At 69.8% G+C, this 25,782-nt stretch carries 20 protein-coding genes and 3 pseudogenes; 16 read left to right on the top strand and 7 right to left on the bottom strand.

Going from position 1 to position 25,782, the window contains the following annotated elements:
- Window positions 1-115 precede the first annotated feature (115 nt).
- The 4 genes and pseudogenes from ACFC1X_RS00630 (at window position 116) to ACFC1X_RS00645 (ending at window position 6,073) form a co-directional block, all read left to right on the top strand.
- On the top strand, window positions 116-484 hold the full coding sequence (locus ACFC1X_RS00630; protein WP_376347471.1) for a low affinity iron permease family protein: 369 nt from the start codon (window positions 116-118) through the stop codon (window positions 482-484).
- A 121-nt stretch (window positions 485-605) separates the two neighbouring features.
- Window positions 606-1,160 (top strand): pyridoxamine 5'-phosphate oxidase family protein, encoded by a 555-nt coding sequence (locus tag ACFC1X_RS00635; RefSeq protein WP_376347472.1) that lies wholly within the window; start codon window positions 606-608, stop codon window positions 1,158-1,160.
- A gap of 391 nt (window positions 1,161-1,551) precedes the next feature.
- A complete protein-coding gene (locus ACFC1X_RS00640; RefSeq protein ID WP_376347474.1) occupies window positions 1,552-4,770 on the top strand; it encodes an RHS repeat-associated core domain-containing protein in 3,219 nt (1,072 codons plus the stop codon).
- A gap of 443 nt (window positions 4,771-5,213) precedes the next feature.
- Window positions 5,214-6,073 (top strand): annotated as a pseudogene (locus ACFC1X_RS00645) (IS5 family transposase).
- Window positions 6,074-6,088: 15 nt separating this feature from the next.
- On the opposite strand, the gene ACFC1X_RS00650 reads toward ACFC1X_RS00645, so the two are convergent.
- On the bottom strand, window positions 6,089-6,463 hold the full coding sequence (locus tag ACFC1X_RS00650; protein ID WP_376347476.1) for a MerR family transcriptional regulator: 375 nt from the start codon (window positions 6,461-6,463) through the stop codon (window positions 6,089-6,091).
- Between the two features lie 68 nt (window positions 6,464-6,531).
- On the opposite strand from ACFC1X_RS00650, the gene ACFC1X_RS00655 reads away from it, so the two are divergent.
- Together ACFC1X_RS00655 and ACFC1X_RS00660 are read left to right on the top strand one after the other, a co-directional pair.
- Window positions 6,532-6,867, top strand: a complete 336-nt coding sequence (locus tag ACFC1X_RS00655) for an EthD domain-containing protein (RefSeq protein ID WP_376347477.1) — start codon at window positions 6,532-6,534, stop codon at window positions 6,865-6,867.
- Window positions 6,868-7,311: 444 nt separating this feature from the next.
- Window positions 7,312-8,607: a hypothetical protein gene (locus tag ACFC1X_RS00660; RefSeq protein WP_376347478.1), complete on the top strand. Its 1,296-nt coding sequence runs from the start codon at window positions 7,312-7,314 to the stop codon at window positions 8,605-8,607.
- Here the strand turns inward: ACFC1X_RS00660 and ACFC1X_RS00665 are convergent.
- Both ACFC1X_RS00665 and ACFC1X_RS00670 read right to left on the bottom strand, forming a co-directional pair.
- Complete coding sequence (locus ACFC1X_RS00665) at window positions 8,582-9,832, bottom strand: glycosyltransferase family 4 protein (protein WP_376347479.1); 1,251 nt, start codon at window positions 9,830-9,832, stop codon at window positions 8,582-8,584. The genes ACFC1X_RS00660 and ACFC1X_RS00665 overlap by 26 nt on opposite strands.
- 289 nt (window positions 9,833-10,121) lie before the next feature.
- On the bottom strand, window positions 10,122-11,270 hold the full coding sequence (locus ACFC1X_RS00670) for a pentapeptide repeat-containing protein (RefSeq protein ID WP_376347480.1): 1,149 nt from the start codon (window positions 11,268-11,270) through the stop codon (window positions 10,122-10,124).
- Window positions 11,271-11,515: 245 nt separating this feature from the next.
- Here ACFC1X_RS00670 and ACFC1X_RS00675 point away from each other — a divergent pair, with 245 nt between their 5' ends.
- From ACFC1X_RS00675 to ACFC1X_RS00685, 3 genes are all read left to right on the top strand, one after another.
- Complete coding sequence (locus ACFC1X_RS00675; RefSeq protein ID WP_376347481.1) at window positions 11,516-11,662, top strand: hypothetical protein; 147 nt, start codon at window positions 11,516-11,518, stop codon at window positions 11,660-11,662.
- A gap of 361 nt (window positions 11,663-12,023) precedes the next feature.
- Window positions 12,024-12,746 carry a hypothetical protein gene (locus ACFC1X_RS00680; protein WP_376347482.1) on the top strand — a complete coding sequence of 241 codons (723 nt, stop codon included), beginning with the start codon at window positions 12,024-12,026 and terminating at the stop codon, window positions 12,744-12,746.
- Between the two features lie 21 nt (window positions 12,747-12,767).
- The gene (locus tag ACFC1X_RS00685) at window positions 12,768-13,193 is read left to right on the top strand and encodes a hypothetical protein (protein WP_376347484.1); all 426 of its coding nucleotides are present in this window, start codon (window positions 12,768-12,770) and stop codon (window positions 13,191-13,193) included.
- Window positions 13,194-13,574: 381 nt separating this feature from the next.
- Here the strand turns inward: ACFC1X_RS00685 and ACFC1X_RS00690 are convergent.
- A pseudogene (locus tag ACFC1X_RS00690) lies at window positions 13,575-14,346 on the bottom strand (transposase family protein).
- Window positions 14,347-14,582: 236 nt separating this feature from the next.
- A complete protein-coding gene (locus ACFC1X_RS00695; protein ID WP_376347486.1) occupies window positions 14,583-15,221 on the bottom strand; it encodes a TetR/AcrR family transcriptional regulator in 639 nt (212 codons plus the stop codon).
- Window positions 15,222-15,339: 118 nt separating this feature from the next.
- On the opposite strand from ACFC1X_RS00695, the gene ACFC1X_RS00700 reads away from it, so the two are divergent.
- The 6 genes and pseudogenes from ACFC1X_RS00700 (at window position 15,340) to ACFC1X_RS00725 (ending at window position 21,603) form a co-directional block, all read left to right on the top strand.
- Window positions 15,340-16,128 carry an SDR family NAD(P)-dependent oxidoreductase gene (locus tag ACFC1X_RS00700; protein WP_376347488.1) on the top strand — a complete coding sequence of 263 codons (789 nt, stop codon included), beginning with the start codon at window positions 15,340-15,342 and terminating at the stop codon, window positions 16,126-16,128.
- A 76-nt stretch (window positions 16,129-16,204) separates the two neighbouring features.
- Window positions 16,205-16,702: pseudogene (locus ACFC1X_RS00705) on the top strand (transposase family protein); the annotation flags it as partial.
- A gap of 1,117 nt (window positions 16,703-17,819) precedes the next feature.
- Complete coding sequence (locus tag ACFC1X_RS00710; protein WP_376347490.1) at window positions 17,820-18,170, top strand: hypothetical protein; 351 nt, start codon at window positions 17,820-17,822, stop codon at window positions 18,168-18,170.
- Between the two features lie 298 nt (window positions 18,171-18,468).
- Window positions 18,469-19,581 carry a ribosome small subunit-dependent GTPase A gene (rsgA, locus tag ACFC1X_RS00715; protein WP_376347492.1) on the top strand — a complete coding sequence of 371 codons (1,113 nt, stop codon included), beginning with the start codon at window positions 18,469-18,471 and terminating at the stop codon, window positions 19,579-19,581.
- 28 nt (window positions 19,582-19,609) lie between these two features.
- Window positions 19,610-21,079, top strand: coding sequence for a DNA-3-methyladenine glycosylase 2 family protein (locus tag ACFC1X_RS00720; protein WP_376347494.1), 1,470 nt, complete (start codon window positions 19,610-19,612; stop codon window positions 21,077-21,079).
- A complete protein-coding gene (locus ACFC1X_RS00725; protein WP_376347496.1) occupies window positions 21,076-21,603 on the top strand; it encodes a methylated-DNA--[protein]-cysteine S-methyltransferase in 528 nt (175 codons plus the stop codon). Before ACFC1X_RS00720 ends, ACFC1X_RS00725 begins: the two co-directional genes overlap by 4 nt.
- On the opposite strand, the gene ACFC1X_RS00730 is transcribed toward ACFC1X_RS00725, so the two are convergent.
- Both ACFC1X_RS00730 and ACFC1X_RS00735 read right to left on the bottom strand, forming a co-directional pair.
- Window positions 21,600-22,085, bottom strand: coding sequence for a DUF456 domain-containing protein (locus ACFC1X_RS00730; protein ID WP_376347497.1), 486 nt, complete (start codon window positions 22,083-22,085; stop codon window positions 21,600-21,602). The two genes, ACFC1X_RS00725 and ACFC1X_RS00730, sit on opposite strands and share 4 nt — an antisense overlap.
- Window positions 22,086-22,169: 84 nt before the next feature.
- Window positions 22,170-23,153, bottom strand: coding sequence for a helix-turn-helix domain-containing protein (locus tag ACFC1X_RS00735; protein ID WP_376347499.1), 984 nt, complete (start codon window positions 23,151-23,153; stop codon window positions 22,170-22,172).
- Window positions 23,154-24,711: 1,558 nt separating this feature from the next.
- Between ACFC1X_RS00735 and ACFC1X_RS00740 the strand changes: the two genes are divergently transcribed.
- Window positions 24,712-25,755, top strand: a complete 1,044-nt coding sequence (locus ACFC1X_RS00740; RefSeq protein WP_376347501.1) for a protein phosphatase 2C domain-containing protein — start codon at window positions 24,712-24,714, stop codon at window positions 25,753-25,755.
- The last annotated feature ends 27 nt before the right edge of the window (window positions 25,756-25,782 follow it).

Consider the following 25,782-nt stretch of genomic DNA (forward strand, 5'->3'; position numbering starts at 1 on the left):
CGCACGATGAGTTCGACCAGCCCCTGGACGTCAATCACAAACTGGTCCGCCTGGTCCGCTGACCACCGGGTACGAGGACCCCACCGACACCCGGCGGCACCGAAAGAGGCGGCACATGACCCTGGAGCACCCGGCCGAACGCGGCGGCAGCAGCCGCGGCCCCTTCGAGCGGTTCGCCGAGCGGGCGTCCAACTTCACCAGCAGCCCGGCGTTCTTCGGGGTCTGCCTGCTCTTGGTCGGCATCGTCATAGGCGTGCACATCGCGAAGGCGCCGCTCACCTGGATGCTGCTCGCCGGCGAGTCCATGACCGCGGTCACCCTCCTGCTGCTGGCGCTGCTGAAGAACAGTGAGCGCCGGGCCGAGCACGCCGTGCAGCACAAGCTCGACGCCATCGCCGCCGCCCTGCTGGAGTCCCAGCAGGGCGAACCCGGCCCGGCCCAGCGCTCTCTGCGCACGGCGATCGGCATCGAGGAGCAGACCTGAGCGAGACGGGTGGCGTGCCCGGAGCGGGGGAGCCGACGGAATGCTCTGCCCTTCCGGCGGACGAGCGTTCCTTCGCTGCAAGCTGCGTAGCCTTGGCCACAAGAGGGGAAGGGAGTTCCGCATGACGCCGAAGCAGCCGAAGCAGCCCATGACCGAACTCGACGCCCGCTACAGCTCCGCGCTCAACCCGCGCCCAGGCGCGGAGAACGTCACCGCCACGGACTGGGCCGAGGCCCAGCGCCGGCTGCGGGCCGCCGAGGTCTTCTGGATCACCACGATCCGGCCGGACGGCCGGCTGCACGTCACACCGCTGATCGCCGCCTGGCACGACGGGGCGCTGCACTTCAGCACCGGGCCGGGAGAGCAGAAGGCGAAGAACCTGGCCGCCAATGCCCACTGCGCACTGACCACAGGGCACAACTCACTCTCCGAAGGCCTCGACATCGTGATCGAGGGCACGGCGGAGCGGGTGACGGATCCGGCGCGGCAGAACGAGGTCATCGCCGCGTTCGAGGCACAGTACGGGGACCACATCACCTCGCCGGAGGGGGTCTTCTACGGCATCGGCGACAGCATCCGCAAGGGCAACGACCTGCTGTTCGCGGTGGCACCCGGCACGGCGTACGGCTTCGGGCACGAAGGCCAGGTGTTCAGCCACACCCGCTACACCTTCTAGCGGGCCTGCGCACAGGGAGCCCCGGCCGTTGCGACAGGGATCGGCGGAGAAAGTTCCAGTTCGCTCAGTTCAGGCCAGATTTTCCCCTGAAGTCGGTAAGGACGCCATCGCCTCCGCCTCCGTTGCCGGATTTTGATCCCCTTTCATGTCGGACTGCCCACCGCAAGCGGCAGGGCTGATTCCGGCCTGCATGCGTCAGTGATTCGGGGGGACGGCGGGTCAATTTGTGCGCTTCTTGTGACAGCTTGTGGGCCTGCGGTGACCGTTGGGGTTGCCGTGTCTGTCTTCCTGTGGGGGGAAGTTGATGCACTCGCGTGCCGCGGGCACGCCGTTTCGGCGTGCCCGCAGAACACACAGAACCGCTCTCGTCTCGGCGATCACGACCGCTGCCGTGGTGATCGCGGCGGCGCCCGGCCTGGCGGCGACGCCGAAGCCGGAGATGCCGGACCCGGAGAGCCCGTGGACGAAGCCGACGAAGGTGGCGGCTCCCGCGACCCCGGCCGGCACGACCAGGGCATCGGCCTCGAAGGCGGAGGCGAAGCCGTCGGCCGAGGTGACGGCCTGGCGGTCGGCGCAGAAGACCCGTACAACCGGTGAGAAGGCCCTCAAGGGGTCGGCATCCCGTGCGGCGGCTGCCGACTACTTGCCCGAGGGGCAGGGCGAGGTGCCCTGGCACCAGATCACCGACACCCGCCTGAACGACGCCCTGGTCGCGCGGGTGAACATCTCCAACGGCAACCTGATGCTGGCCGCCACGGACTTCGACATCGCGGGCGTCGGCCAGAAACTCCAGCTGACCCGCACGTACAACTCCCTGGAAGCCCCGTGGGGCAAGGTCTCGCAGCGCTGGTGGCAGGCGTACGAGCGCTACCTCCAGGTGAACGAGGGCGAGGCGGATGTCTTCGACGCCACCGGCAACCTGATCCGCTTCACCGCCAAGACCGACGGCACCTACACCACGCCGACGGGTTACTCGAAGGACCTGAAGAAGAACGCGGACGGCACCTACACGCTGACCGACCGCAAGTCCGGCTCGAAGGACACGTACGACGAGCACGGCACTCTCACCAAGGTCACGGACAAGAACGACGGCACGATCACCGTCGAGCAGCATGACGACGGCGTCGAGCACAAGGGCTTCAAGCTCACCGAGACCCGCTCCGGCCGCTGGATCGACCTGGTCAAGACGTACCCGAACCAGTGGCAGGCCAAGGACCACACCGGCCGCACCGCCGTCCTCGACCTCGACGGGGCCGGCAACCTGGCCAAGGTGACGGACACCGCGGGCAAGGCCACGGCCTACGAGTACGACGGCTCTCGCCGGGTGACGAAGGTGACCACCCCCGAAGGCACGGTCACCCTGTTCAGCTACGACGGCCACAACCGCGTCAGGTCCATGCAGCGCGCCACCGAGTCGACGTCCGGCGGCCACACGGGCCCGACCTGGACGTACGACTACACGGCCGCCACCCCCTCGGACGCGGGCACGACGACGGTCACGGACCCGGACGGCGACGCCACGAAGTACGTCCACAACGCGGACGGCGAGGTCACCAAGGTCACCGACCCGCTCGGCCACGCCCGCCACTCCACGTACAAGAACCACCTCACCCAGACGGCTGTCGACGCCATGGGCACCGGCGCGGACGGCACGGGCGGCAACACGACGACGTACGGCTGGGACGGCCGCAACAACGCCCTCTCCCAGAAGCTGCCGCTGGGCGCGACGGCGTCGGTGACGGCGTATCAGACGGTGGCGGGCACGGACCTGCCGAACGACTTCACGACCGCCGACGGCCGCAAGGACTCGTTCAAGTACGACGCCAACGGCAACACGATGTCGGTGACCACTTCGGGCACCGCCGGCGGGATCCGGGAGTACACGTACAACGAGGCCACCCCGGAGTGCGGCGGTTTCGAGGGCCAGCGCTGCACGGCGAAGGACGGCAACGGCAAGGTCACCTCCTTCACGTACGACGACCAGGGCAACCTGTGGAAGGTCAAGCCACCGGCCCCGTTGGGGGAGACGACCTACACCTACGACGCGCTGGGCCGGGTGGAGACGGTCAAGGACGGCAGGGGTATCACCACCGTCTACGCCTACGACAACCGTGACCGCGTCCGCGAGGTCTCCTCCACCAACTCCACCGTCACGTACACCTACGACAGCGACGGCAACGTCAAGACCCGCACGGACGCCTCGGGCACCACCACGTGGGAGTACGACAAGCTCAACCGGGAGAAGCGCCGCACCCTGCAGAACGGCGCCCAGACGGCCCTGGCCTACACCCCCGGCGGCGACGTCGACCACTACACCGACCCGACCGGCACCACGGACTACACCTGGGACACGGCCGGCCGCCTCGACCACCTGACGGCGCCGGACGGCAAGAAGACCGACTTCGACTACAACAACAACGACAAGCGCACCAAGACCGTCTACCCCGGCGGCACCACCCAATCGGTGACGATCGACAAGAACGGCCGCCCGGAGAAGATCAGGACCACGTCGGGCACCCAGACGTTCATCGACCTCGCCTACAACTACAAGAACACCGCGGGCAAGGACACCACCAAGATCCGCACCCGCACCGACAACCTCACCAAGTACACGACCACCTACACCTACGACTCCCAGGACCGCCTCACCTACGCCCTGGAAGCCGACTCCGCAGGCACCCGCAAGGCCTCCTGGCTGTACTGCTTCGACAAGTCCGGCAACCTCACCAGCCGCGACGGCAGCAGAACGGCATGCCCCGGCGGCACGACCTACAAGTACAACGACGCATCCGAACTGACCGCCAAGAACGGCACCACGACCGGCTGGTCCTACGACAAGCTCGGCAACGAGACGGCAGCGGCCGGCACCACCTCGCGTACGGGCGAGTCCTGGACCGACCACAGCCAGCTGGCGGGCATCACCGCGGGCGGCAAGACGTACGACCTGGTCCACGCCGGAACGGACAACTCGGAGCGGACCAAGCTGGGCGGGACCTGGTTCCACCACACCGCGCTCGGCCTGGCGTCCACGACCACGAACGGCGTCGACACCGGATTCATCCGCGAGCCTTCGGGCACGCTGAACTCCATGACGACTGGGGGGAAGTCCTCCTACTACCTCACCGACGCCACCGGCAACGTCCTCGGCCTCGCCGACAGCACCGGCAAGCGCACCCACACCTACGCCTACGGACCCACCGGCCTCCCGCGCACCACCCCCACGGAGTCCGTCCCCCAGCCGTACCGCTACGCGGGCGCGTACGCCGACCCGACCGGCCTCTACAAGATGGGCCACCGCTACTACGACCCCACCCTCGGCCGCTTCACCCAGCCCGACCCCTCCGGCCAGGAAACCAACCCCTACCTCTACGCCGCCGGTGACCCCATCAACAACACCGACCCCAGCGGGCTCTTCTCCGTCGGAGACTTCGTCAAGGACACGATCGGGGGCGCTCTGATCGGTGCCGCAGCCGGTTGTGCTTCTGGCGCCATCGGCAGCATATGGACTGGCCCTGGTGCCCTGGCCGGATGCGGGATCGGTGCTGCGACAGGCGCGACCGGCGGCCTCGTCACCGGTGCAGGTACCTACCTGTGGAACGACCTCACGTGATGCCTGCAGAGAGTGGTCGGCACGGCCATAGCCAATGGAAGGCTGAAGATGGACCTCACACTCATTCTCGCCTGCGGAATCGTCGGAGCCGTCTGCGGAGCCATAGCCGTGGTCGTCGTCGGCAGAAGAAGGCGCCGACAGTGACTCGTTGACGCAACCGTGCCGAAGGGGGGGCCTGAGCCTCTGGCTACCACAGGCAAGGCCCCCCAGTCGTACCGGCTGCGCCGGGATGTACCGCTGGCGCCGGGGTGGGCGACGGCGATTTTATTGCAAGTTGCTGCAATCGGACCGCTTGTCGCAAGAACAACCCAAGCAGGTCGGCGTCGTCGATGTCGCTCCGCGCTGTGTCCGCGGCCCGAGCGCAGATGAGGAGACGGATTGACGGCCGGCACACCCGACCGACCTGGCCGCTCGATGCGCCCCCGCGGGGGCCGCATCAACTGATCGTTGGTCCGGGTGTGTCGTTGACTGATGCGCAGTGGGTGCGGATCGAGCCGTTGCTCCCGGACCGGACGCCGAGGCGGGACGGTCGCTGGCGGGACCATCGTGAGGTGATCGACGCGATCGCCTACAAGTTCCAGACCGGGACCCAGTGGGTGCATTTGCCGGAGAAGTACGGCAACTGGCGGGGCGTCTACAACCGCTGCGGATGTGGGCGGTCGACGGCACCTGGGGCGGGTGTTCAGCGCCCTGGTGGCCCAGGCCGACGCGGACGAGGACCTGGTCTGGGCCGTGTCGGTGGACTCCACGATCGTGCGCGCTCACCAGCACGCGGCCGGGGCCCGCAACAAAAGGGGGCCCCGGACTGTGAGCCGGACGACCATGCCATCGGCCGCTCCCGCGGCGGACTGACCACGAAGATCCACCTCGCGGCCGACGGCCGGTGTCGGCCACTGGCGTTCGTCCTCACCGCCGGACAGGCCGGCGACGCACCCGCCTTCTCGGACGTCATGGACCGCCTGCGCGTTCCCCGCCGCCGCGGACGGCCTCGCACCAGGCCGGACATGGTCCTGGCCGACAAGGCGTACTCCTCCCGCGAGATCCGCGACCACCTGCGCAGACGCGGTATCCGCGCGGTGATCCCGGAACGAGCCGACCAGCGGCCAACCGGACCCGGCGCGGACCAGTGGGCGGCAGACCGCCCGCCTTCGACCGCGGGGCCTACAAACAGCGCAACACCGTCGAGCGGTGCATTGACCGCTTGAAGCAGTGGCGTGGCATCGCCACCCGCTAAGAGAAGACCGCGACCATCTATCTGGCCGGGCTCCACGTCGCGGGCATCTTCCTGTGGGCCGCCCGCTGATTCGAACGCCCCAGGTCACGAATCGTCCTCCGCCGACCGTTCCAGGTATGCGTGGTTGTCCTCGATGAGGTCGTCCAGCGCGTCCCTGGCGGCGGCGAGGCCGTCGATGGCCTCAGACAGCCGGGCCCGCTCGCGGCCCATGATCTCCAGAGCCTGCCGCGCCCGGCCCTCATTCAGCTCGGCCATGCAGGGCACCATCTCGGCGATGGTGCCACTGGACATGCCCGCCGCCAGAAACGCCTGCACGAGGCGCACCCGCTGGACGTGCTCGTCCTCGTAGTGGCGCTGTCCGCTGGGCGAACGGGAGCTGACGAGCAGGCCCTGTTCCTCGTAGTAGCGCAGCGACCGACGGCTGGCTCCCGTCCGGGCGGACAGGTCACCGATCCGCATGCCGAACTCCCCCCCAGGCTCCTGACCCACTTGCCCCTGACATTGATGTGAGCTTTTAGGTTAACTCCATGCTGAAGCTCATCTTCATGATCAACCGCGCCGAGGGAATGTCGTACGAGCGTTTCGTCGAGTACCACCGGGACCGGCACGCGCCGCTGTTCACCTCCATCCCGGAGGCGGAAAGCTACGTGCGCAAGTACACCGTCTCCCACCCGGTCCCCGCCGAGAACTACCCGCCCCGGGCCTACGACGGCCTGACGGAAATCTGGTTCGAGGACTGGGAGGACCATGATGCCTTCTTCGCCTCCGAGAACTACCGGACGCTGGTCAACCCCCACGAAGCACGCTTCATCGACATGGACTCAGTGGCCGTGATGGTCACCGAGGAGAAGAAGGTCATCTGACGGACCGACTCGACAGACGGACACCGGCTCAGCTCTTACGGCCGGCCCCCGCGTACACGTCGACGTCGGCGCCCGTCACATCGTTGACGTACTGGGCCCGCGGCGCATCAGTCCAACGACGCACCCGAACCTACGATCAGAGATCCGAACGAAACGGCCTAACCGCGACGCCGCTGTGGGCGCACCACACCCGGCCAACCCTGCCCACACCGCAGCAGGGCCGGACTGAACGTCGCCCAGCGCGGCTATTCCGGCCTGGCTGCTTGCCAACGAGCGGCGTCGTCGACGAGCGGGATCCTGCACGCCCGGCAGAAGAGTCTCTATCGGATCCGCAGACTTCGAGGCCTGCTCCGGGACGGTGTCGCCGTTGCGCGGGTCGTCTGCGCTGTCAGTGCCCCGCCATAAAGTGCGGGGAGAGACGTTGTGGGTGATGAGGGGGCAGGGATGCACAGGCCGGTCTCGGGCGAGGTCCATGTTGATTACGGCCAGATCTACGTCGAGAGCGATCCAGGTGGCTCCGGACTCGGCCTGTCGGAGGCGTTCGGTGGGCAGAGCTCCGGGTTGTGTGGAGCGGCGGTACAGGGTGCGCTGTGGCTGCAGACCGGCCTGCACACCGGCCATGTCGGCTTCAGCGTCGAGGTGCACCGTCAGGCTCCGCCCCTGGATCCGGTGTGGGAGGACGTCGTGGAGGCGTCCTTCCGTCCCGCGTCGACCGGTGCCGCTCTCGTGGAATGGGGAGGCGGCGGCGCGTGGGATCTCGGTCTGCAGGAGATCGACTATCGGGTGCGCTACTGCGCCAGAGGCATGGACGACGCGCGCCGGCAGGACGTACGGCTGGACGAGCAACCGCAAGTGGACTGCTATCTACTGCAGTTCTGGCCCGCCGAGCCCGCGCCGGACCGCGTACTGAAACAGACCTCGACGACCGCCGCGTACTGGCACGGCTACGCTCGCGAACAGCCGGCCCCGCCGACACCCGCCGAACGAGCCGAGGCCGAACGCCGGGCCCGCCTCGCACAGGACCGAGCCAAAGAGGAACGCCGACTGGCCTACGAACGATGGGAGTGGGGCGGGCAACTGCCCACCCAAACCCTGCGCGATGTGGGCGGTAACGTACGCGGCCTGCTCTTGTTCGATCCGGACCTCGTCCACCGCATCGACGCCGCCGAACCGCGGACTCAGCGTGCGATATCCCTGTTGGCGGCACGCCGCGCATGCGAGGCGGCTGGTCTCGACCAGCTTGAATGGGTTGCCGCGGGACTCGCTGCCCTGGAGGAGGGCCGCCCGTTGCCGCCGCCCCTGGACGACCCGGACCGGGTGTGGCGGGTCCTGGCGGCCGATCCGCAGGTGCCACAGCGGACCGTCGGCCAGGCTGTTCCGCCCGAGCGGCCTCCGTTCCAGCCGCCGGCCGGGCACGCCGCAGGCCTGCCAAGACCCGAGCCCGCTTCGGCCCCTCGCATCGTCGGCCCCGCCTCGGCCGGGGTGAAGCCCGCGAGCCCTCCCGCATCGACAATGCCGCCCGCGGACGGGGCGGGGCTAACGGTGACAATCACACTCGGCGCGCCGGATGCTGACCTGCGCATGTCCCAGCCTCACATTGCGCTTCCCGCGCTCCTTGCCGCTGGTGTGGCCGACCCGCTCCAGGCGGCGCTGGACGCCGTGTACGCGGCTGTGGCCGCGTACGGGGAGGACTACCGGACTGTGCTGGACGAAGTCAGGTCCCTGTGCCGGAAGGAGTGAATGCTCGGCGATCGAGGATGGTAAACGGCTTCTGACAGCAGGGAGTATGCGCGTCCGCGAGGTCGAGGAGCTCGGCGACGCCAGGAGTGTGCTGGTAGGGCTGGAAGCGGGTGAGGAGGTCATCAACGAGGCTGATGCAGCGCAGACGCCGATGACGAGGTCGGTGGCGAAGTAGGTGTCCCGGCCGATGACGGCACAGCCGATGGTGGCCCGGTGGGACAGGACGCTGCCTTGTCCGATGACGCTGCGGGAGATCTCGCAGCCATAGCCGATGTGGACGTCGCCGGATATGACCGTCCGGCCGCGTACGGCCGAGTACTCGTGGACGCGCGTGCCGGGCCCGATCACCACGTCGTCGTGCACGTTGGCCAGTGGGGAGACGTAGGCGTCCGGATGGATGCGCGGCTGGTCGCCCAGACAAGCGCTGACGAGCTCGTACACCGCACCGGATACATCGCCGATCCCGGCGATGGGCTCGCCGTCGAGGACGGCTGTACCCCACTCCTTCAGCTGGGGGTCGTCGGCTCACAGCGCTGCTGCCAGGGAACGCGGCTGCTGCCCCATGACCAGCGTCAGGTACTGGGCGGCGCAGCGGCCGGGCGTATACCAGGCTTCGCTCGGCCTGTCCGGCGACGAGGTCGCTGGGGTCGTAGACCATGCCGGTGAGGCCGTCGAGGACGAGTTCGGGGCTGGCGCCGGCGTTGGGGACCAGGGAGGGGGTTGCGACTCCGGCCGCGTCGATGACGGCTCGTCCGAAGCCTTCCTGAACGGCAGCGCTGGCGAGCAGGTCATAGCCGCCCAGTCGCTGGGGCAGGTCGTCCACGTACCCCAGGAACCGCACCGGTGCGGCCAGTTCGTTCGCGAGCCGGGTCAACTCCGTCTGGTGGGAGCCGGAATCGCCGAAGATTTCCAGCCGTACGGCGGTCGACAGGCGCGGGTCGGCGACCGCGCGCACCAAGTGGTCGACCGCTTCCACGGCACCGTGCGGGCGACCGAGGCGATGAGGAGCCGCCCGGTGTCCGGCCGCCTGCGGGTGGGGGGGGGTGGGGGGGCTGCCGGGATGGCCACACCGTTGTGGATGGTGCTGACGTACCGGGCCTGTGGGGCGTGCTTGCGCAGGGCAGCCGATGAGGCGTGGGAGATGCCCACCCACACGGGTACGGCAGACAGCAGTTCCCAGGGGAGGGTGCCGACGGTCCGTTCGACCATGGCGCCGGCTCGACACGGTCCCACCGGTCCAGATCCTTGGAGACGACGAGCGTCGTTCTCATGCATCGGACCAGAACGGCTGAGAGGTCGCAGAGGGGGCCGCTGACCTGCGGGGTGTCAGGTTGAGGTGGGACGTGTTTTGGGCTCAATTGGGGGTTCCGGAGGCTGCGCCAGCGAGCCGAACCAGCGTCTCGTCGATCATGACGAGTTCCAGTGTCTGGACCAGGGTTGTGTCATGAGGATGAGGCGCTTGCTGCCAGACTTCTCAAGCAAGGTGACAGTCTTCAGTCGGATCTTCTGTATCCCTATGTGGCCGGCCGGGACCACCTTTCGGGCAGTAGCAGGCTCGGCGGGAGCGGTCGCCCATCCTCTGTCGGCAAGTGAATCGGTGCGTCACCTATGGTGCGTCGTAGATCAACCTTGCCGCCGGTGAACTGGGCGTGTTGGAAGTCAACCTGGCCGCCGGTGAACTCCGCCTTGTCGAAGGTGATCTCGGCGCCGATGAACTGCGCGCCTCTGAAATCGAGCTGGCCGTCGGAGACCTGTGCGCCATCGAAATAGATCCGGCCGCCGGAGAACTGTGTGGCGAGGAAGGAGACCTCAGCGCCGGAGACCTGCGCGTCGATGAAGGTGATCTGGCTGCCAGAGAATGTCGAGTTGGAGAAGTTGACCCCGCCGCCGGTGAACTGCGCATTGGTGAAGGAAACGCTGCCACCGGTGAACTCCGTGTTGGCGACGGAGAAGCGGCCACTGAAGACCGCGTTCCGGAAGGATACCCAGCCGCCGGTGAACCGTGCGCCGGACAAGGCGCCGCCGTCGAAGACGACGTTGGTGAAGTCGAGGTCATGGCCTTGCCAGCAGCGAGGGTCGTCGGCCGGCAGGCTTAGATGATCTCGGATGAGGCGAATGATGGTGTGGCGGACTTCCCGTAAGGACAGATAATTGTGGCGCGTCGCCGGGTCGCCAGAGTCGGGGCCGGGATCGGGGGCGTAGGGGAGCCGAAGGTAGGCGCACAGGACGTCGATGCAGGTCTGGCGGAGTTCCTTGGTGGGGGCATCGTCAGCGAGTCCGGACAGCGCGTGTACTCCGCCGAGGCGGACGGCCGCCGAGGCGTCGCCGAGCTGGGAGACCGCGGCGGTGAACCGTTCGGTGTGCAGTCGTGTGGCTTCTCGGAGCGCGCCGTCCTCGTCGACGCGCTGTCGACGGTAGGCGACCACCAGAGCGACGAGCGCGCCTGAGCCAGCCACCACCCCGAAGGAGAGTTTCACCAGGTCGAACAGCGTCCTTGAGGTCAACTGCGTCTCGGTCTTCAGCTGGCGGACACCCAAGAGCTCCACCAAGCTCCAGAACACTCCGCCCGCCACGGCGACCGCAGCAAGGAAAACCAGGGCGAGAACACCGCCGACCGGCCATAACCGCAACCCCCGCTGCCATCGGGCTCCCCTATCTGCCATGGCGGCGACTGTACGGAGCGCTGTCCCATCCTTCCAGAGGACTGTGGGACGGCTCGGTCTCCGACGCCTGTGCCGAGATGGCCCTGTGCGGGGCTGTCCCACTGCTGCCGCCAATCAGACGACCGATGTATGACCGGGCGGCGATGCCCGCCAGTGAGCGAAGCCTCGTGTTTCACAGCTCGCCATCGATCAAGGGACATGAACAGGTCCTCAGCCTCAGTGGTAGCTGCTGGGGCGCTCTGCCCATGCGCCGGGCTGCCCTCGTGGCCGTGCTGTTCGGCTCCGGAATCCGCTCGTTCGAGTGCGTGGACGCGTCCAGGGTCGCGCTGGAGCCGGTCCGTTCCGAGCCGTCGTCGCGGGTGACGCTGACCTACGCCGTGCGGCCACGGTAGTCGCGCGTTGGGCCCCCAGCGGAAACGGTTCGAACCTCATCGAATCCTTCAGGGCATGGCGAACTCCCGGGATACCTTCTGTCTGCGACCGGGTCGTTCGACCCAGAACCTAAAGTTCATTCGGGAACGCGTGGGGGAAATGCTGATGGCGCCACAAAGACGCACGGCCAGAAGTCGTCGACTCGTCTTAGCTGGTACCGCCATCGCATGTGTTGTCCTGGCGCTATCAGCAGATATGTACGCGATCTCCGACCCTCCTTCCAGTACACCTGCAAGCCCGTCGCACTCAAGGTCGCGTGCACCCACAGAGCAAGAGAAGAGCATTCTGCACGCGGCAGAACAGGTCCTTCTCCGTGACTGCATGGAGAAAAAGGGATTTGAGTACGTACCCGTCAAGGAAAGGCCGATAACGGAGGCCCGTGACTTCCCGTACGTCATCGACGATGTCGCCTGGGCGCGGAAGCACGGCTACGGGACAGACGTGGAGCGCGACCTCGCCGAGTTGCGACGGACGGATCCGAATCAGCGCTACTTTCGCGATTTGCCTGCCGATCAGAGAGAAGCAGCTCTCAAGGCAGCCAACGGCCCTCAGCCGTGGAGCATGACTGCCAAGGCCCCGGACGGCATGCTCTTCGAACGAAGTCCCGAGGGCTGTCGATCAGAAGCCGAAAGGGAGCTCTACGGAGACCTCGAGAAGTGGTTTCAGGCCAAGGTGACAGTTGACACCCTGGCAGAGATCAAGCGTACCCGCGTCATCGCGGATCCAAGGTTCACTGAAGCCGTAAAATCATGGGCCTCCTGCATGCGGGCGGTCGGCCACCGCTATTCCAGTCCCATCGAACTGCGGGCGACATTCTCCCCGGCCAACAAGTCTCTTCCCAGAAGTAAGGAGATCAGCCTGGCCGTCGCCGAAGCGAAATGCGCGATAAGTTCCGGCCTGGCGAGAACGGCGAGTGAACGGGACGCACACTATGCCGAGAAGCTCCAGGAACAGCATCAGTCTCACATTGAAATCCAACGGAAACTGCAATTGAGCGCTCTACCTCACGCTCGCTCGATCGTAAAAAGAAGTCCGTCGACATGAGAAACCGCAACGAGGAGAGATATGAGCTGGACACGTAAAATCTCGATCGGCACGGCACTCGCCTCGCTGGCACTCGGAGCCATGCCTCTCACCGCGCAGGCGGCGGACACCGCTCCGTCTGCGACGCCCAACGCTGCCCCCACCGGGTTCCTGCACGTCTACCAGGACCTCGGTTACGGCCGCTGGTGCGACGACTGGTCGGGAGAGGCTCCGGACTGGGGCTACTGCCGCAACAAAGTCAGCTCGCTCCACAACAACGGCTACCCCGGCAACCTGGACGACATCTGGGTCTACTGGGGGCTCAACTACACGGGCGCGCGCCGGGGCGTACATCAGGGCGTAGGCCTCAGAGACCTCCGCTCCTACAGCTTCGACGCCAATACGGGACCTGGATCGGGAGAGTCCCTCGACAACAACATCTCGTCCCACAGGTGGACCAACCTCTGATCTGTTGAACCGAGTTCTCGGTTCACTCGGCGACCGTCGCGCGCCGGTCACCGCCGACGGCCGCGCCGGCCGCCGCCCACCGGCGCCCCGTCACCACTCGCTGCATCCAGACGATCGAGCATCCGCCTGAGGCAGTCGACAAGGAGCAACCGCATCCAGTGCAGAGGCTAGTAACCCGTTGGTCCGGCCGGGCCACTCAGCCGGGCCTGGATACTCGCCGGAGATCTGCTCCAGGGTGCGCCACATGTCGGTGATGGCCTCTTGGAGGGCGCGGCCGGCATCGGTGAGACTGACGATCACGACCATGCGGTCTCTCACGACTAAAGGGTGTTGCAGAAGGCCGTGATTACGCAGGCTGAAGCGGTGTTCGGGCCTGTGGGGTCATGCGGCGAGGGCGAGGTTGTGCATGCGGGCGACGGCCTGGACGGCGTGATGGAGGCCGTCGCCGCGTTGCCGACAGTCGCGGAGGATCTTGTAGTTCTTCATACGGGAGAAGGTGTGCTCGACACGGGCGCGGACCTTGCGATGCTGCGCGTTGTCCTCTTCCTCCCCCTTCAGCAAGGAGCGTCCAGGGCGTTTGCGGTGCGGGACGATCAAGCTGGTGTTGATGTAAGCGCCGTCGCCGAGGACCGACGCACTTTCGCACTGCGTGGGCCAGGCCGGAGTTCCGCCAGGCTTTCGCATCCGTCGTGTTGCCGGGCACCGGCCGGGCCGCGGCCACCACCAGCCGTGTCTCCGCGTCTACGATGACCTGCACGTTCGCCGAGAACCGGTAGTTGCGGGAGGACGCTCCGACCGTGCGGTCGCGGACCGGGATGAGGGTGCCGTCGACGATCCACAGATGGTCGGTGGTATCAGCGCTGGCACGGGCCGGCTCGAGAGCGAGCAGTGGGCCGATCCGCTGGATCACCCAGCACACGATCGCCGGTGAGACGCCGAACAGCGGGGCGAGCTGCCGCATGGTGAGGTTCGTGCGGTAGTACACGGCCACCAGCAGGACCCGCTCGGCCAAAGGAAGCCGCCATGGGCGACCCCAGCCGCAGCCCTCGCCGCCACGTTCCCGGACCGCTTTCAGCAGCCGGCCGAACTGGTCGACCCGCAGCCCCGTGAACGTCTCCACCCAAACTCGCTCGGCCCTCAACACCCCAGCCATACAACGGAGATGCCCAGTTCACGGCCTTCTGCAACACCCTTAAGGGCTGTCCCGCAATCCGCCTTTGGCTTCGATCGACTGCAGGGCCGCGGGCTATCGGGCGCGACTCAATCGTGAAGGCGGCAGTTCCAAGGAGCTGCGGCACTATGTGTGAGCGATTGCGTACTCGACGGGATCGAGGGCCTGCCTGTGCGGGAGGTATGAGGTAGTTGGGCAGAGCGGTGGGGCCTGGTGTCTCAGGTGCCGTGGGTCCCCGGCGCGCCGTATCGGGCGAGCATGGTCAGCACCGCTTGATCGACCGCGTTGGTGATGGCGGTGTCGTCGGGCTCCCAGCGTGCGAGCAGCATCCGCGGCCAGAACACGTAGTTGGAGATCATCCCGAGGAATTGGGTCGCCGCCATCTCCGCATCGTCGAGTCGGGCTGCACCAGCGGCGTTCTCCGCCGCCAGGTAGCGGCGGACCGATTCGAAGTAGGGCATCTTGCCGAGCTTGAACTGGGTCTCGCCGAGCTCCGGGAAGCGCGGTACCTCGGCGATGACGATGCGGAAGAGGGCAGCCATGCCGGGCTGGGTGAGAAGGGCCACGTATCGGCGTCCGATGGTCTCAAGCCCTGCGCGGAGGTTCCCTGACTCGGGGAGGGGCGCCTCCCCGTCGTCGACCTTCCAGTATTCGGTGACGATCGCCTCGAACAGGGCCGCCTTGGTCGTGAACTGCTTGAACAGAGTCGCCCTCGACACTCCGGCCGCCTCCGCGATGCGGGCCAGCGAGGTGCCGTCGTAGCCGGAGTCGAGGAACAGCTTCGTCGCTGCCTCGACGATGGACGTCCGCTTCTGCGCTGCCACGCGCCGGTGGTACTCCGAAGGCTGTGCCGTCATGCCCTCCAGTATGCCCCTCACTACGAGGTGAGTCACTTGACTCACCTCTAGCCCTGCTCCTACCTTGAGAGAGGAGGTGAGTCACTCAGCTCACCATGAAAGCCCGGAAGGAAGCATCATGGAACGCTTTGAGGGCCAGACCGTCATCGTCACCGGCGGCAGCGGGGGGATGGGCAGCAGTCATGTGCGGGGCTACCACGCCGAGGGGGCGAACGTCGTCATCGCCGGCCGCGACGTCGACGCCGGCCGCGATCTCGCCGCTCAGCTCGGTCATCGGGCTCTGTCCGTTCGCCTGGATGTCGCCAGCGACGACGACTGGGCGGCACTGGTGCGAGAAGTTGAAGGCCGCTTCGGGCCGGTCACCATCCTGGTGAACAACGCGGGAGTCCAGAACCCGGCGGCCCCTATCGAGCACACCGAACTCCGCACCTGGGAGCACACCTTCAGCGTCAACGTCACCGGCCAGTTCCTCGGCATCAGGGCCGTGGCTCCGTCGATGCGCAGGGGCGGTGGCGGAACCATCGTCAACATCGCCTCGACCATGGCCCACGTCGGCACGGCCTTCTACGCCCCCTACACCGCAAGCAAGTGGGCCGTGCGCGGGCTGACCAAGACGGCCGCGCTGGAGCTGGGGCGGGACAACATCCGGGTCAACTCCATCCACCCCGGCGTCGTCTCCACACCGCTGATCAACGAACCCACCGTCGCGGGCCAGCCGGCCATCGCCGACTTCTACTCGCCCGAACCCTTCGCCATCCCCCGCCTCGCCGAACCCTTCGACATCACCCGCCTGCTGCTCTTCATCACCTCCCAGGACGCATCCTTCGCCACGGGCTCGGAATTCGTCCTGGACGGGGGCCTGCTGCTCGGCCCCGCACTCCAACCCGAATCCGACATCGCAGCTTGAGCCGACCTTGCAAGTACGGAGGATGCAGTCGCGGGCGCCCATCTTGTTCAAGGTGAAGCGATCTTGCCTTGCGACGATGACGGGCTGTGGCAGTTGTGATCACGGCGTCCGAGCTGGGCTGAGCCTGCGCTGCTTCGGCAGGTAGGTGGCCGCGTTGCGACGGGAGGGCGCGGATGCGGTGCGGCGGGGCCGTCCGTGGAGTCTGCCGCTGGAAGACCGCGTACTGCTCGTGACAACGTACTGGTGCACAAACTTGACGCTGCGCCAGTTTGCCGCGCTGTTCGGCATCTCGAAGTCCGCGGCCGACCGCATCATTGCCCACCTCGGCCCTCGGCTCGCGCTCCAGCCTCGTCGGCGGTTCCGCAAGGAGACCGTGCTCATCGTGGACGGCACCCTGGTGCCCACTCGCGACCATTCGATCGCCGAACAGTCCAAAAACTACCGCTACTCGACCGCCCATCAGGTCGTGATCGACGCCGTCACCCGCTTGGTCGTCGTGGTCGGTCGACCGCTGCCCGGCAATCGTCATGACTCCCGCGGCTGGGAGGAATCCGGCGCCAAGGCCGCCCTGGGCACTCGTCGGCGACCACGCCGGCCAGGCATCGGACGTCCGCCTGGAGCGCCCTGGCTGTCTCGAAGAGCCTGCGGGCGCTATCTACATCAGACTTCCTGCCTGCCAAACGGTGCTTCTCCTCGACCATGGTCCTGAACGGCCAGACTAGAAGGACGTAGTCATGCTAGTTGTGCCTGGTCGCGCTGAGCGTGAGGGGGTAATTGGGTACTTCCGGGTGGGCAGGCAATTTCGAGGACGGCCGGAACGATCTACCTCCTGGTGTCACGCGGAGCAGATGAATCCTTCCATGTCTGCGATGGCTCTGAGCATCTGGAGCCTCTCGTAATGCGCGGGAGGTCGAGTTCCTGGGAGTTCATGGAGCAGCTGGACGCGGTGAGGCTCGCGCTCCTTGCCGCCGGAGGTCCGGGTGAGGGCATATTGCACTACGGCGGCACGTGCTTTACGACGCTGTCTGGTATCGAAGTGAGCTACCGAAAACCGCTGCTAGAACTCTGCCACTTGAAGCCTCCGGATCGGCAAAACTTGCGACTGGCGGCATGACCAGGAGCTGCGTGACGCTATTCCTCCCAGTGGCGCTGGCCAAGCTCAAGTTCCAGACCGAGGCTGCCGACATCAAGCGGAACCAGTTGAGCACTGGAATGCCTGGCGACGAACTGCAGGTTGATGCCGTATGTCTCCGATTCGGTTTATCCACGGCAACCTCCTTTTCGCAGTCCAGACAGGTCCACTGCTCGGCCGGTACGGCCAGAGCCCTCGCCAGACCGGGCAGCTCGGACGCTGGAATGGCGTCCAGGCCGCGGGCGGTCTGCTCACGGACGAGGGGTCGGGATCGGAGACCAGCGGTCGAGCGTCGTGGTTCCGTAGCCCGTTGGCGAGGGCCGCCGCATTGGCCCTGGCTGCTCCGGCCCGGACGATGGCGTTGTCAGGCAGGGCGAGATCGGGCCACTGGCAGGCAAGGAACTGGGCTGTGCGCATACGGGTGCGCGGGGTGAGGCCGATCAGTCCCGTGTCGCAGGGCTCGGATGAGTAGGCCGTCGTCGATGGGGATGGAGACGTGTCCGGGTGCGGGGGCAGGGGTGCTGGGTCGATTAAGAAGGCTCCAGTCGGCTCTTTCGGGGTGCTCCTGGTCCAGGGCGCGCAGCTGGGCGCTGATCAAGGTGCTGTCGAAGCCACAGGACTTGAGGACGAGGCGGAGAAGGCTTCGGGTCGGGTCCGGCTGCTGTCGTACCGCAGCAGCCGCGGCCTTCACCGCTCCGCGAGTCTCGATTCCGAGGACTTTGATGAACGCAGCCGCCTCGTCGAGCACTGTCGTGTCCTGGGCTCCTTCGGCCACCCAGGTCAGGGCATCCGAGCTCCCGCGCTGTCGGATGGTATCGAGGGCGACCGAGTGGCCCAGTTTCGGGAGCTCCACCTCCAGCCGATCCAGGGTGTCCAAGGTGATGTGGGTGCCGATATTCGCGACGGCTGAGACCGTCTCCGGTCGTCGGGGCACGAGGTGAGCGACGGCGGTCCCTCTGCTCGTACCGGAGGACCGCGCGGTAAATCGTTGGTGAGCCTCGCGAGACGCCGCTAGAGTTCTGTTCGTTCCGGCGGCTGCTCTGCCGCTGCTGCTCGCTGTGTGTGACCCGGGAGGTGTTGACCGATGGCTGTCGTTGCGAAGGGCGCTGCCCGCATCCAGGAATCCATCAAGTCCACCTCTGTGGCCGCCGGCTGACACCATTTTCTGCAGTTTTTCCGGCCGGGGCCGCCCCTCGAAGGGTCACCCCTTGTCTTCCCACACTTCCACCTCGTCCACCTCCCTCTCCTCCGCCCTGACCTCCTACGGCTGGGACGAGGACTGGGCCGACGTCTTCTCCCCGTACGCCGCCGAAGGGCTCCTGCCCGGTCGCGTCGTACGGGTCGACCGGGGCCAGTGCGACGTCGTCACCGCCGACGGCACCGTGCGGGCCGACACCGCGTTCGTCACCCCGCACGACCCCCTGCGGGTCGTCTGCACCGGCGACTGGGTCGCCCTCGAACCGGACGGCAACCCCCGCTACGTACGCACGTATCTGCCGCGTCGTACCGCCTTCGTGCGCTCCACCTCCTCCAAGCGGTCCGAGGGGCAGATCCTCGCCGCCAACGTCGATCACGCGATCGTCGCCGTGTCGCTCGCCGCCGAGCTTGACCTCGCCCGGATCGAGCGGTTCCTCGCGCTCGCCTGGGAGTCCGGGGCGCAGCCCGTGGTCGTGCTCACCAAGGCCGACCTCGTGCCCGACCCGGTGACCCTGTCGCATCTCGTCCAGGACGTGGAGACCAGCGCGCCCGGCGTGCCGGTGCTCACCGTCAGCGCCGAGCAGGGTGAGGGGCTCGACGTGCTGGGCGCCGTCGTCGGCGGCGGCACGGCGGTGCTGCTCGGACAGTCCGGCGCCGGCAAGTCCACGCTCGCCAACGCCCTGCTCGGCGAGGACGTCATGGACGTCCAGCGGATCCGGGACGTCGACGGCAAGGGACGGCACACCACCACCACCCGCAACCTGCTCGCCCTGCCCGGCGGCGGCGTGCTGATCGACACCCCCGGGCTGCGCGGCGTCGGCCTGTGGGACGCGAGCAGCGGCGTCGGGCAGGTGTTCGCCGAGATCGAGGAGCTGGCCCGCGACTGCCGGTTCCACGACTGCGCCCACGAGCGCGAGCCGGGCTGCGCCGTCCTCGGCGCCCTCGACTCCGGCGAGCTGCCCGAGCGGCGGCTGGAGAGCTACCGCAAGCTGATGCGGGAGAACCAGCGCATCGTCGCCAAGACCGACGCCCGGCTGCGGGCCGAGATGCGCAAGGAGTGGAAGCGCCGGGACGCCATGGGCCGGGCGGCGATGGAGGCCAAGCGGGGCGGCGGCCCCCGGTAGCCACCTCCTCCGGCCACCCCCGGATGCCATGTCCGATTTCCGCCAGCCCGGTCCGCCGGACTGGCGGAGACTGGACAGCGTGACCGAGACAGCACAGCGCACAGCGCACGAGGACAGCAGGTACGAGGCCGTACGCAGCCGGGACGCCCGGTTCGACGGCGCGTTCTTCTTCGCCGTGCGCACGACCGGCATCTACTGCCGACCGAGCTGTCCGGCGGTCACGCCGAAGCGGCGCAACGTGCGGTTCTTCGCGACGGCGGCCGCCGCGCAGGGCTCGGGGTTCCGGGCCTGCCGGCGGTGCCGCCCCGACGCCGTGCCGGGCTCGGCGGACTGGAACGTCCGCGCCGACGTCGTCGGCCGGGCCATGCGGCTGATCGGGGACGGCGTCGTCGACCGCGAGGGCGTCGCCGGACTCGCCGTCCGCCTCGGCTACAGCGCCCGCCAGGTGCAGCGGCAGCTCACCGCCGAGCTGGGCGCCGGGCCCGTCGCCCTCGCCCGGGCCCAGCGGGCGCACACCGCGCGCGTCCTGCTGCAGACCACCGGCCTGCCGGTCACCGAGATCGCCTTCGCCTCCGGGTTCGCCAGCGTGCGGCAGTTCAACGACACCATCCGGGCCGTGTACGCGGCCACCCCGAGCGACGTCCGCGCCGCCGCCCCGGCGGCCGACCGGGCCGCCTCCCGGCGCACCGCCACCCCGTCCGCCGGCGTCCCGCTGCGCCTCGCCCACCGCGGCCCCTACCAGGCCGGACCCGTGTTCGACCTGCTCCAGCGGGAGGCCGTCGCCGGCGTCGAGGAGGTGAGCGGCCCGCCCGGCCGCCGCCGCTACCGGCGCACCCTGCGGCTGCCGTACGGCACCGGCATCGTCGCCGTCGAGGAGCGCACGGGCGCCCAGGGCAACGGCGGCGGCTGGCTCGACGCCCGCCTCCACCTCACCGACCTGCGCGACCTGACCACCTCCGTGCAGCGCCTGCGGCGGCTGTTCGACCTGGACGCCGACCCGTACGCCGTGGACGAACGCCTCGGCGCCGACCCCCGCCTCGCCCCCCTGGTCGCCGCCCGCCCCGGGCTGCGCTCACCCGGCACCGCCGACCCCGACGAACTCGCCGTCCGGGCCCTGGCCGGGCGCGCGGCCGCCGAGCGGCTGGTCCAGCGGTACGGCAAGGCCCTCGACGCGCCCTGCGGCACCCTCACCCACCTCTTCCCCGAACCGGCGGTGCTCGCCGACGCCGAGCCGGACGGCCCCGTGGGCGCGCTCGCCGCCGCCCTCGCCGACGGCACCGTACGCCTGGACCCGGGCGCCGACCGGGACGACGCCGAACGCGCCCTGCTCGCCGTGCCCGGCATGGACGCCCGGACGGCCGCGGTCGTCCGCACCCGCGCCCTCGGCGACCCCGACACCGCCCCGCCCGACCCGACCGTGCCCGACAGCTGGCGCCCCTGGCGCTCGTACGCTGTGAACCACCTGCGCGCCGCAGGAGACTGGGAGCAGGACCGATGACCACGACCACCACCGGCACGTCCGTGACGTACTGGACCGAGACCGACAGCCCCGTCGGACCGCTGCTCCTCACCGCGGCCCCGGACGGCGCGCTCACCTCGCTGTCCGTGCCCGGGCAGAAGGGCGGCCGGAGCGTCCAGGACGGCTGGCGGCACGACACCGGGCCCTTCCGGGCGGCCGAGGAGCAGCTCGCCGCCTACTTCGCCGGGGAGCTGACGGACTTCCGGCTCCCGCTGCGCGCCGAGGGCACCGCCTTCCGGGAACGGGTGTGGGCCGCCCTCGACGACGTCCCCTACGGGGCGACCACCACGTACGGCGAGATCGCGGCACGCATCGGTGCCTCCCGGCCCGCGGTCCGCGCGGTCGGCGGCGCGATCGGCGCCAACCCGCTGCTCATCCTGCGCCCCTGCCACCGGGTGATCGGCGCCGACGGCTCCCTGACCGGATACGCGGGCGGCCTGGACCGCAAGACCCGGCTGCTCACCCTGGAGGGCGCCCTCCGGGAGCGGTCCGGCCGTTCCTAGCCGCCGGCCACTACCGCCCCCACCCATGCCCCGGTGATCAGCAGGCAGGCGAACAGCTCCGCCAGTACGTCGGCACCGCCCGAGCGCATCGCCGTCCGCAGCGCCGCCTTCGCCTCGCCGTGCCGGCCGAGCCGCAGCCGCTCGGCGAGGTAGATGCCGCCCATGAAGCCGGGGATCGCGCCGAGCACCGGGAGCAGGACGAAGCCGATGACCGCGCCCGCGCCGCCGTACGCGGTGAGTCGGCGCATCGCCTCGTCCCGGCGGCGCCTGCGGGTCGGCAGCGCCCAGCGCACCGCCCGGGACAGCAACAGGACGACGGTGGCGCCGACGAGCACGGCCCACGCGAGCGGCTGCGGATCCTTCAGCGCCCACCACAGGATCCCGGCCCACACCAGCCACGACCCGGGCACGCCGGGAAACAGGACGCCGCACAGCCCGAGCAGAATGACCAGGCCGGTCAGCAGGAGGTCCCACGCTCCCATCTGTCCAGGGTGCAGGAGTCCGGCCCGGTCCGCAGATGTCCGGGGCGGGGACGGGGACCGGGTGGGGTCGGGCGCGCTCGGGGGTCAGGGCTTCCTGGCCACCCAGCCCCTTTCGTACGCGTGCCAGCCCAGCTGGAGCCGGGTCGTGACCCCGGTCAGTTCCATCAGGCGCTTCACCCGGCGCTGTACGGTTCGCAGGCCCAGGTCGAGCTGTTTGGCGACGCTGGCGTCGGTCAGGCCGGCCAGCAGCAGGGAGAGGATCTCCAGATCGGTGCCGTCGGGGGCGTCCGGGCCGTGCTCGGTCACGCCGGAGGCGCCCAGGCGCAGCGGCAGCGCCTCCCGCCACACCGCCTCGAACAGGCCCGACAGCAGCTCCAGGAGCCCGCTGGCGTGCACCACCAGCGCGGCGGGCTCCGAGGAGCGCGCGGTGAGCGGCACCAGGGCGAGCGCCCGGTCGGCGACCACCAGCTTGGTCGGCACCCGGTCCACCACCCGCACCTGCTCGTCGCGGCCCAGCGCGGCGGTCAGCTCGGTGATGCCGGTCGGCTGGTCCAGCACCGACCGCTCGACCACCACGCGGTAGCGGACACCGCGGCCGGTGGCCTGCTCCTCCGCGTCGTTCTCCATGCCGGTGACGGCGACCGGGTTGCCGGTGACCAGCGCGCACACCTCCTCGGTCGCGCCCAGCTGGAGCTGGAGGAAGCGCTGGGCGACCGCCGCGCCGCCGGTCACCACCTCCACCAGGTCGTGCACCGCGGGCTCGGCCGCCGCCGCGCGGTACTCCTCGGCCAGCAGCGCCGCCGCCAGCTCCGCCTTCTCCAGTTCGTGCCGCTGCTGGGTGAGCAGCGCGCCCAGCGCCACCCCAGGCGGCGCGGCGACCCAGCGGCCGGGGCGGCCCGAGGACTGGGCCGCCAGCCCGTTCTGCTCCAGCCTGCGCAGCGCGCGCTCGGTCTCCCGCTCACCCAGCGCCAGCCGCCTCGCCAGGTCCGGCACGTCGGCGGCGCCCAGGGACACCAGCGCCCGGTACGCCGACTCGTGCGTGTCCTCCAGCCCCAGCACTCCCAGCATCAGCCGTCGTCCCTCCCCGAGAACCAGCGTCCGTGGCGGAAAACGGCCACGGCGCAAACCCGCCTCCGCACATCATCGCCGTACCGCCGGTCACTCTGCCAAGGTGGCGACGCCGAGCGGTTCTCCCGTGGGGGGTGGGACCGCTCGGCCACTTCACCTCGTAACCCTGTTCGAGCCGTCCCGCGACACGCCGCCCGGCGCGGGCCGGTCCGCCGGAATTTCCCGATGCCCCGTTTCCATCTCGCTCCGTCGGTGGACAATCAGGAGCATGAGTCAGCAGGGGGGAAGGCCCACCGGTCCTGAGGACGACTGGTGGGGGCAGCTGTACGACGACTCCACCGACGACACCGGCCCCACGGCCGCACCGGATTCCCTGGACGACCGCTTCGCCTCGGCGTCCGGCACGGTGACGGACGGCTCGGGCAACGGCCCGCCCGCCGTCCCCGGCCCCCGGGCCGGCTCCCGTTGGGAGCCGGCGCCCACGCCACCGGCCGCCCCGTCGAACTCCCCGCCCCCACCCGCGGGGAGCCCGGCGCCCTCGCGCCCGGACCACCCGCGATCCCCTACGCCACCCGCCGCCCAGCCGACGGACGGCTTACACCCCGCCGCACCCCGCGACGGCGCACAGCCCGCGGACGGCCAGGGACCCGCCCCCTCCCCGGACGCCTCACGACCGCCAAGGCCCCCGGACGCCTCACGGCCGCCAAGGCCGCCGGACGCCTCACGGCCGCCAAGGTCGCCGGGCGATTCGCGGCCCCCGGCCCCACCACGATCCGCGGCGCCCCCGGCGGGCCCACAGCCCGCGCCCCGCCCGGGCCCGGCGACGCCCCCGGCTGACCTGCGGCCCCCTGCCCCTCCGCGCTCCGCGACGCCCCCGGACGCCCCGCGGCCCTCGGCCCCACCCCGCCCCGAGACGTCGTCTCCCGCGCGCCCGCAGCCCGCGCTGCCCTGGCAGCCCCTGCCGTCCGCGTCCCCGCAGCCGGAGCCGCCTCGGCAGTCTTCGGCTGCGCCGCCTCCGCAGCCTGAGTCGCCTCGGCAGTCTCCGCCGCCCTCGCGCCCCGAGCCGCCTCGGCAGTCTTCGGCTGCGCCGCCCCCGCAGCCCGCGCTGCCCTGGCAGCCCCTGCCGTCCGCGTCCCCGCAGCCCGAGCCGCCTCGGCAGTCTTCGGCTGCGCCGCCCCCGCAGCCCGCGCCACCCTGGCAGCCCCTGCCATCCGCGTCCCCGCAGCCCGAGCCGCCCCGGCAGTCCTCGGCTCCGCCGCCTCCGCAGCCTGAGTCGCCTCGGCAGTCTCCGCCGCCCTCGCGCCCCGAGCCGCCCCGGCAGTCCCCGGCTCCGCCATCCCCGCAACCCGAGCCGCCCCGCCAGTCCCCGCAACCCGACCCGCCCCGGCAGCCCCCGGCTCCGCCATCCCCGCAGCCCGCGCCGCCCCCGTCACCATCGGCACCCGACGCGGCACCCGGCCCGCCGCGTGGCCGTACCGCCTCCGGGAGTGGGCCCGCGGATCTCCGGGAGCCGCCGGAGGTGGGGCTGCCGCCGTTGCCGCCGCCGTTTCTTCCCGCGGTGGCGCCGCTGCCGGAACCGGGTGCCGAGCCCGCGCGGGACTTCGTCGGGTCCGGGCCGCCCACCTATGACGCCGAGCCCACCGCGCTGCCGGCCGCCGACCCCGACGGGCTCGACGACCTGGTGCCGGACACCGTGCTGGACGGGGCCCGGTACGGGACGTGCACGCTGCGGGCCGTCTCGGTGCGCGGCGACTCCGCCCGGTACCGGGGCGAGCCGCGGCGGGACGCGCTGCTCGTCGCCCGGTTCGGCGCGGGCGAGCACGCGCTGGTCCTGGTGGCGATGGCCACCGGCACCCGTGCGACCGCCGGGGCGCACCGGGCGGCGGCCGAGGTCTGCCGGTGGATCGGCGGCGCCGTGGGCCGCAGCCACGCCCGGCTCGCCGAGGACCTGCGGGCCGCCCGGCGCGGCGACCTCAAGTCCGGCCTGCACCGCCTCACCGACCGCAGCCTCGGCCGGCTCCGCGCGGGCGCCGCCGAACAGGGCCTGTCCCCGCAGGAGTACGCCGCCTCCCTGCGCTGCCTGATACTTCCCGCCGACCCCGCCTGCCGTACCAGGGTGTTCTTCGGCGTCGGCCCCGGCGGACTGCTGAGGCTGCGGGACGGCGCCTGGCGGGACATGGAGCCGAGCGCGGGCGACGTCACCGGTGAGCCCGTCCTCGGCTTCGGCTCGCCGCCCAGGGGCACGCCAGGCACGCCAGGCACGCCCGCCGACCGGCCGAGCGAGACGCCCGACGGCGACCGGCTCACCATGGACCTCGGCGTCACCGCGCCCCCGGGCCCGTACGACGCGCCGCCCCCCGACGAGCCGCCCCGGCGGCCGTTCCGCTTCCGGGCCTCCGTAGCCCGCCCGGGTGATGTGCTCCTGATGTGCACCACGGGCCTGGCCGAGCCGCTGCTGACCGAGCCCGAGCTGGGCGGACTCCTCGCGCGGCGATGGACGGGCCGCCCCCCGCCCGGACTCGGGGACTTCCTCGCCGACACCGGCGTCCGGGTCAAGGGGTACGCGGACGACCGTACGGCGGCCGCCGTTTGGGAGGCGTGAGGCCGCTCGCTGTGCCATACGTAGAGC

The sequence above is a fragment of the Streptomyces sp. NPDC056128 genome (genome assembly GCF_042263835.1).
In the GTDB taxonomy this organism is placed as follows: Bacteria; Actinomycetota; Actinomycetes; order Streptomycetales; family Streptomycetaceae; genus Streptomyces.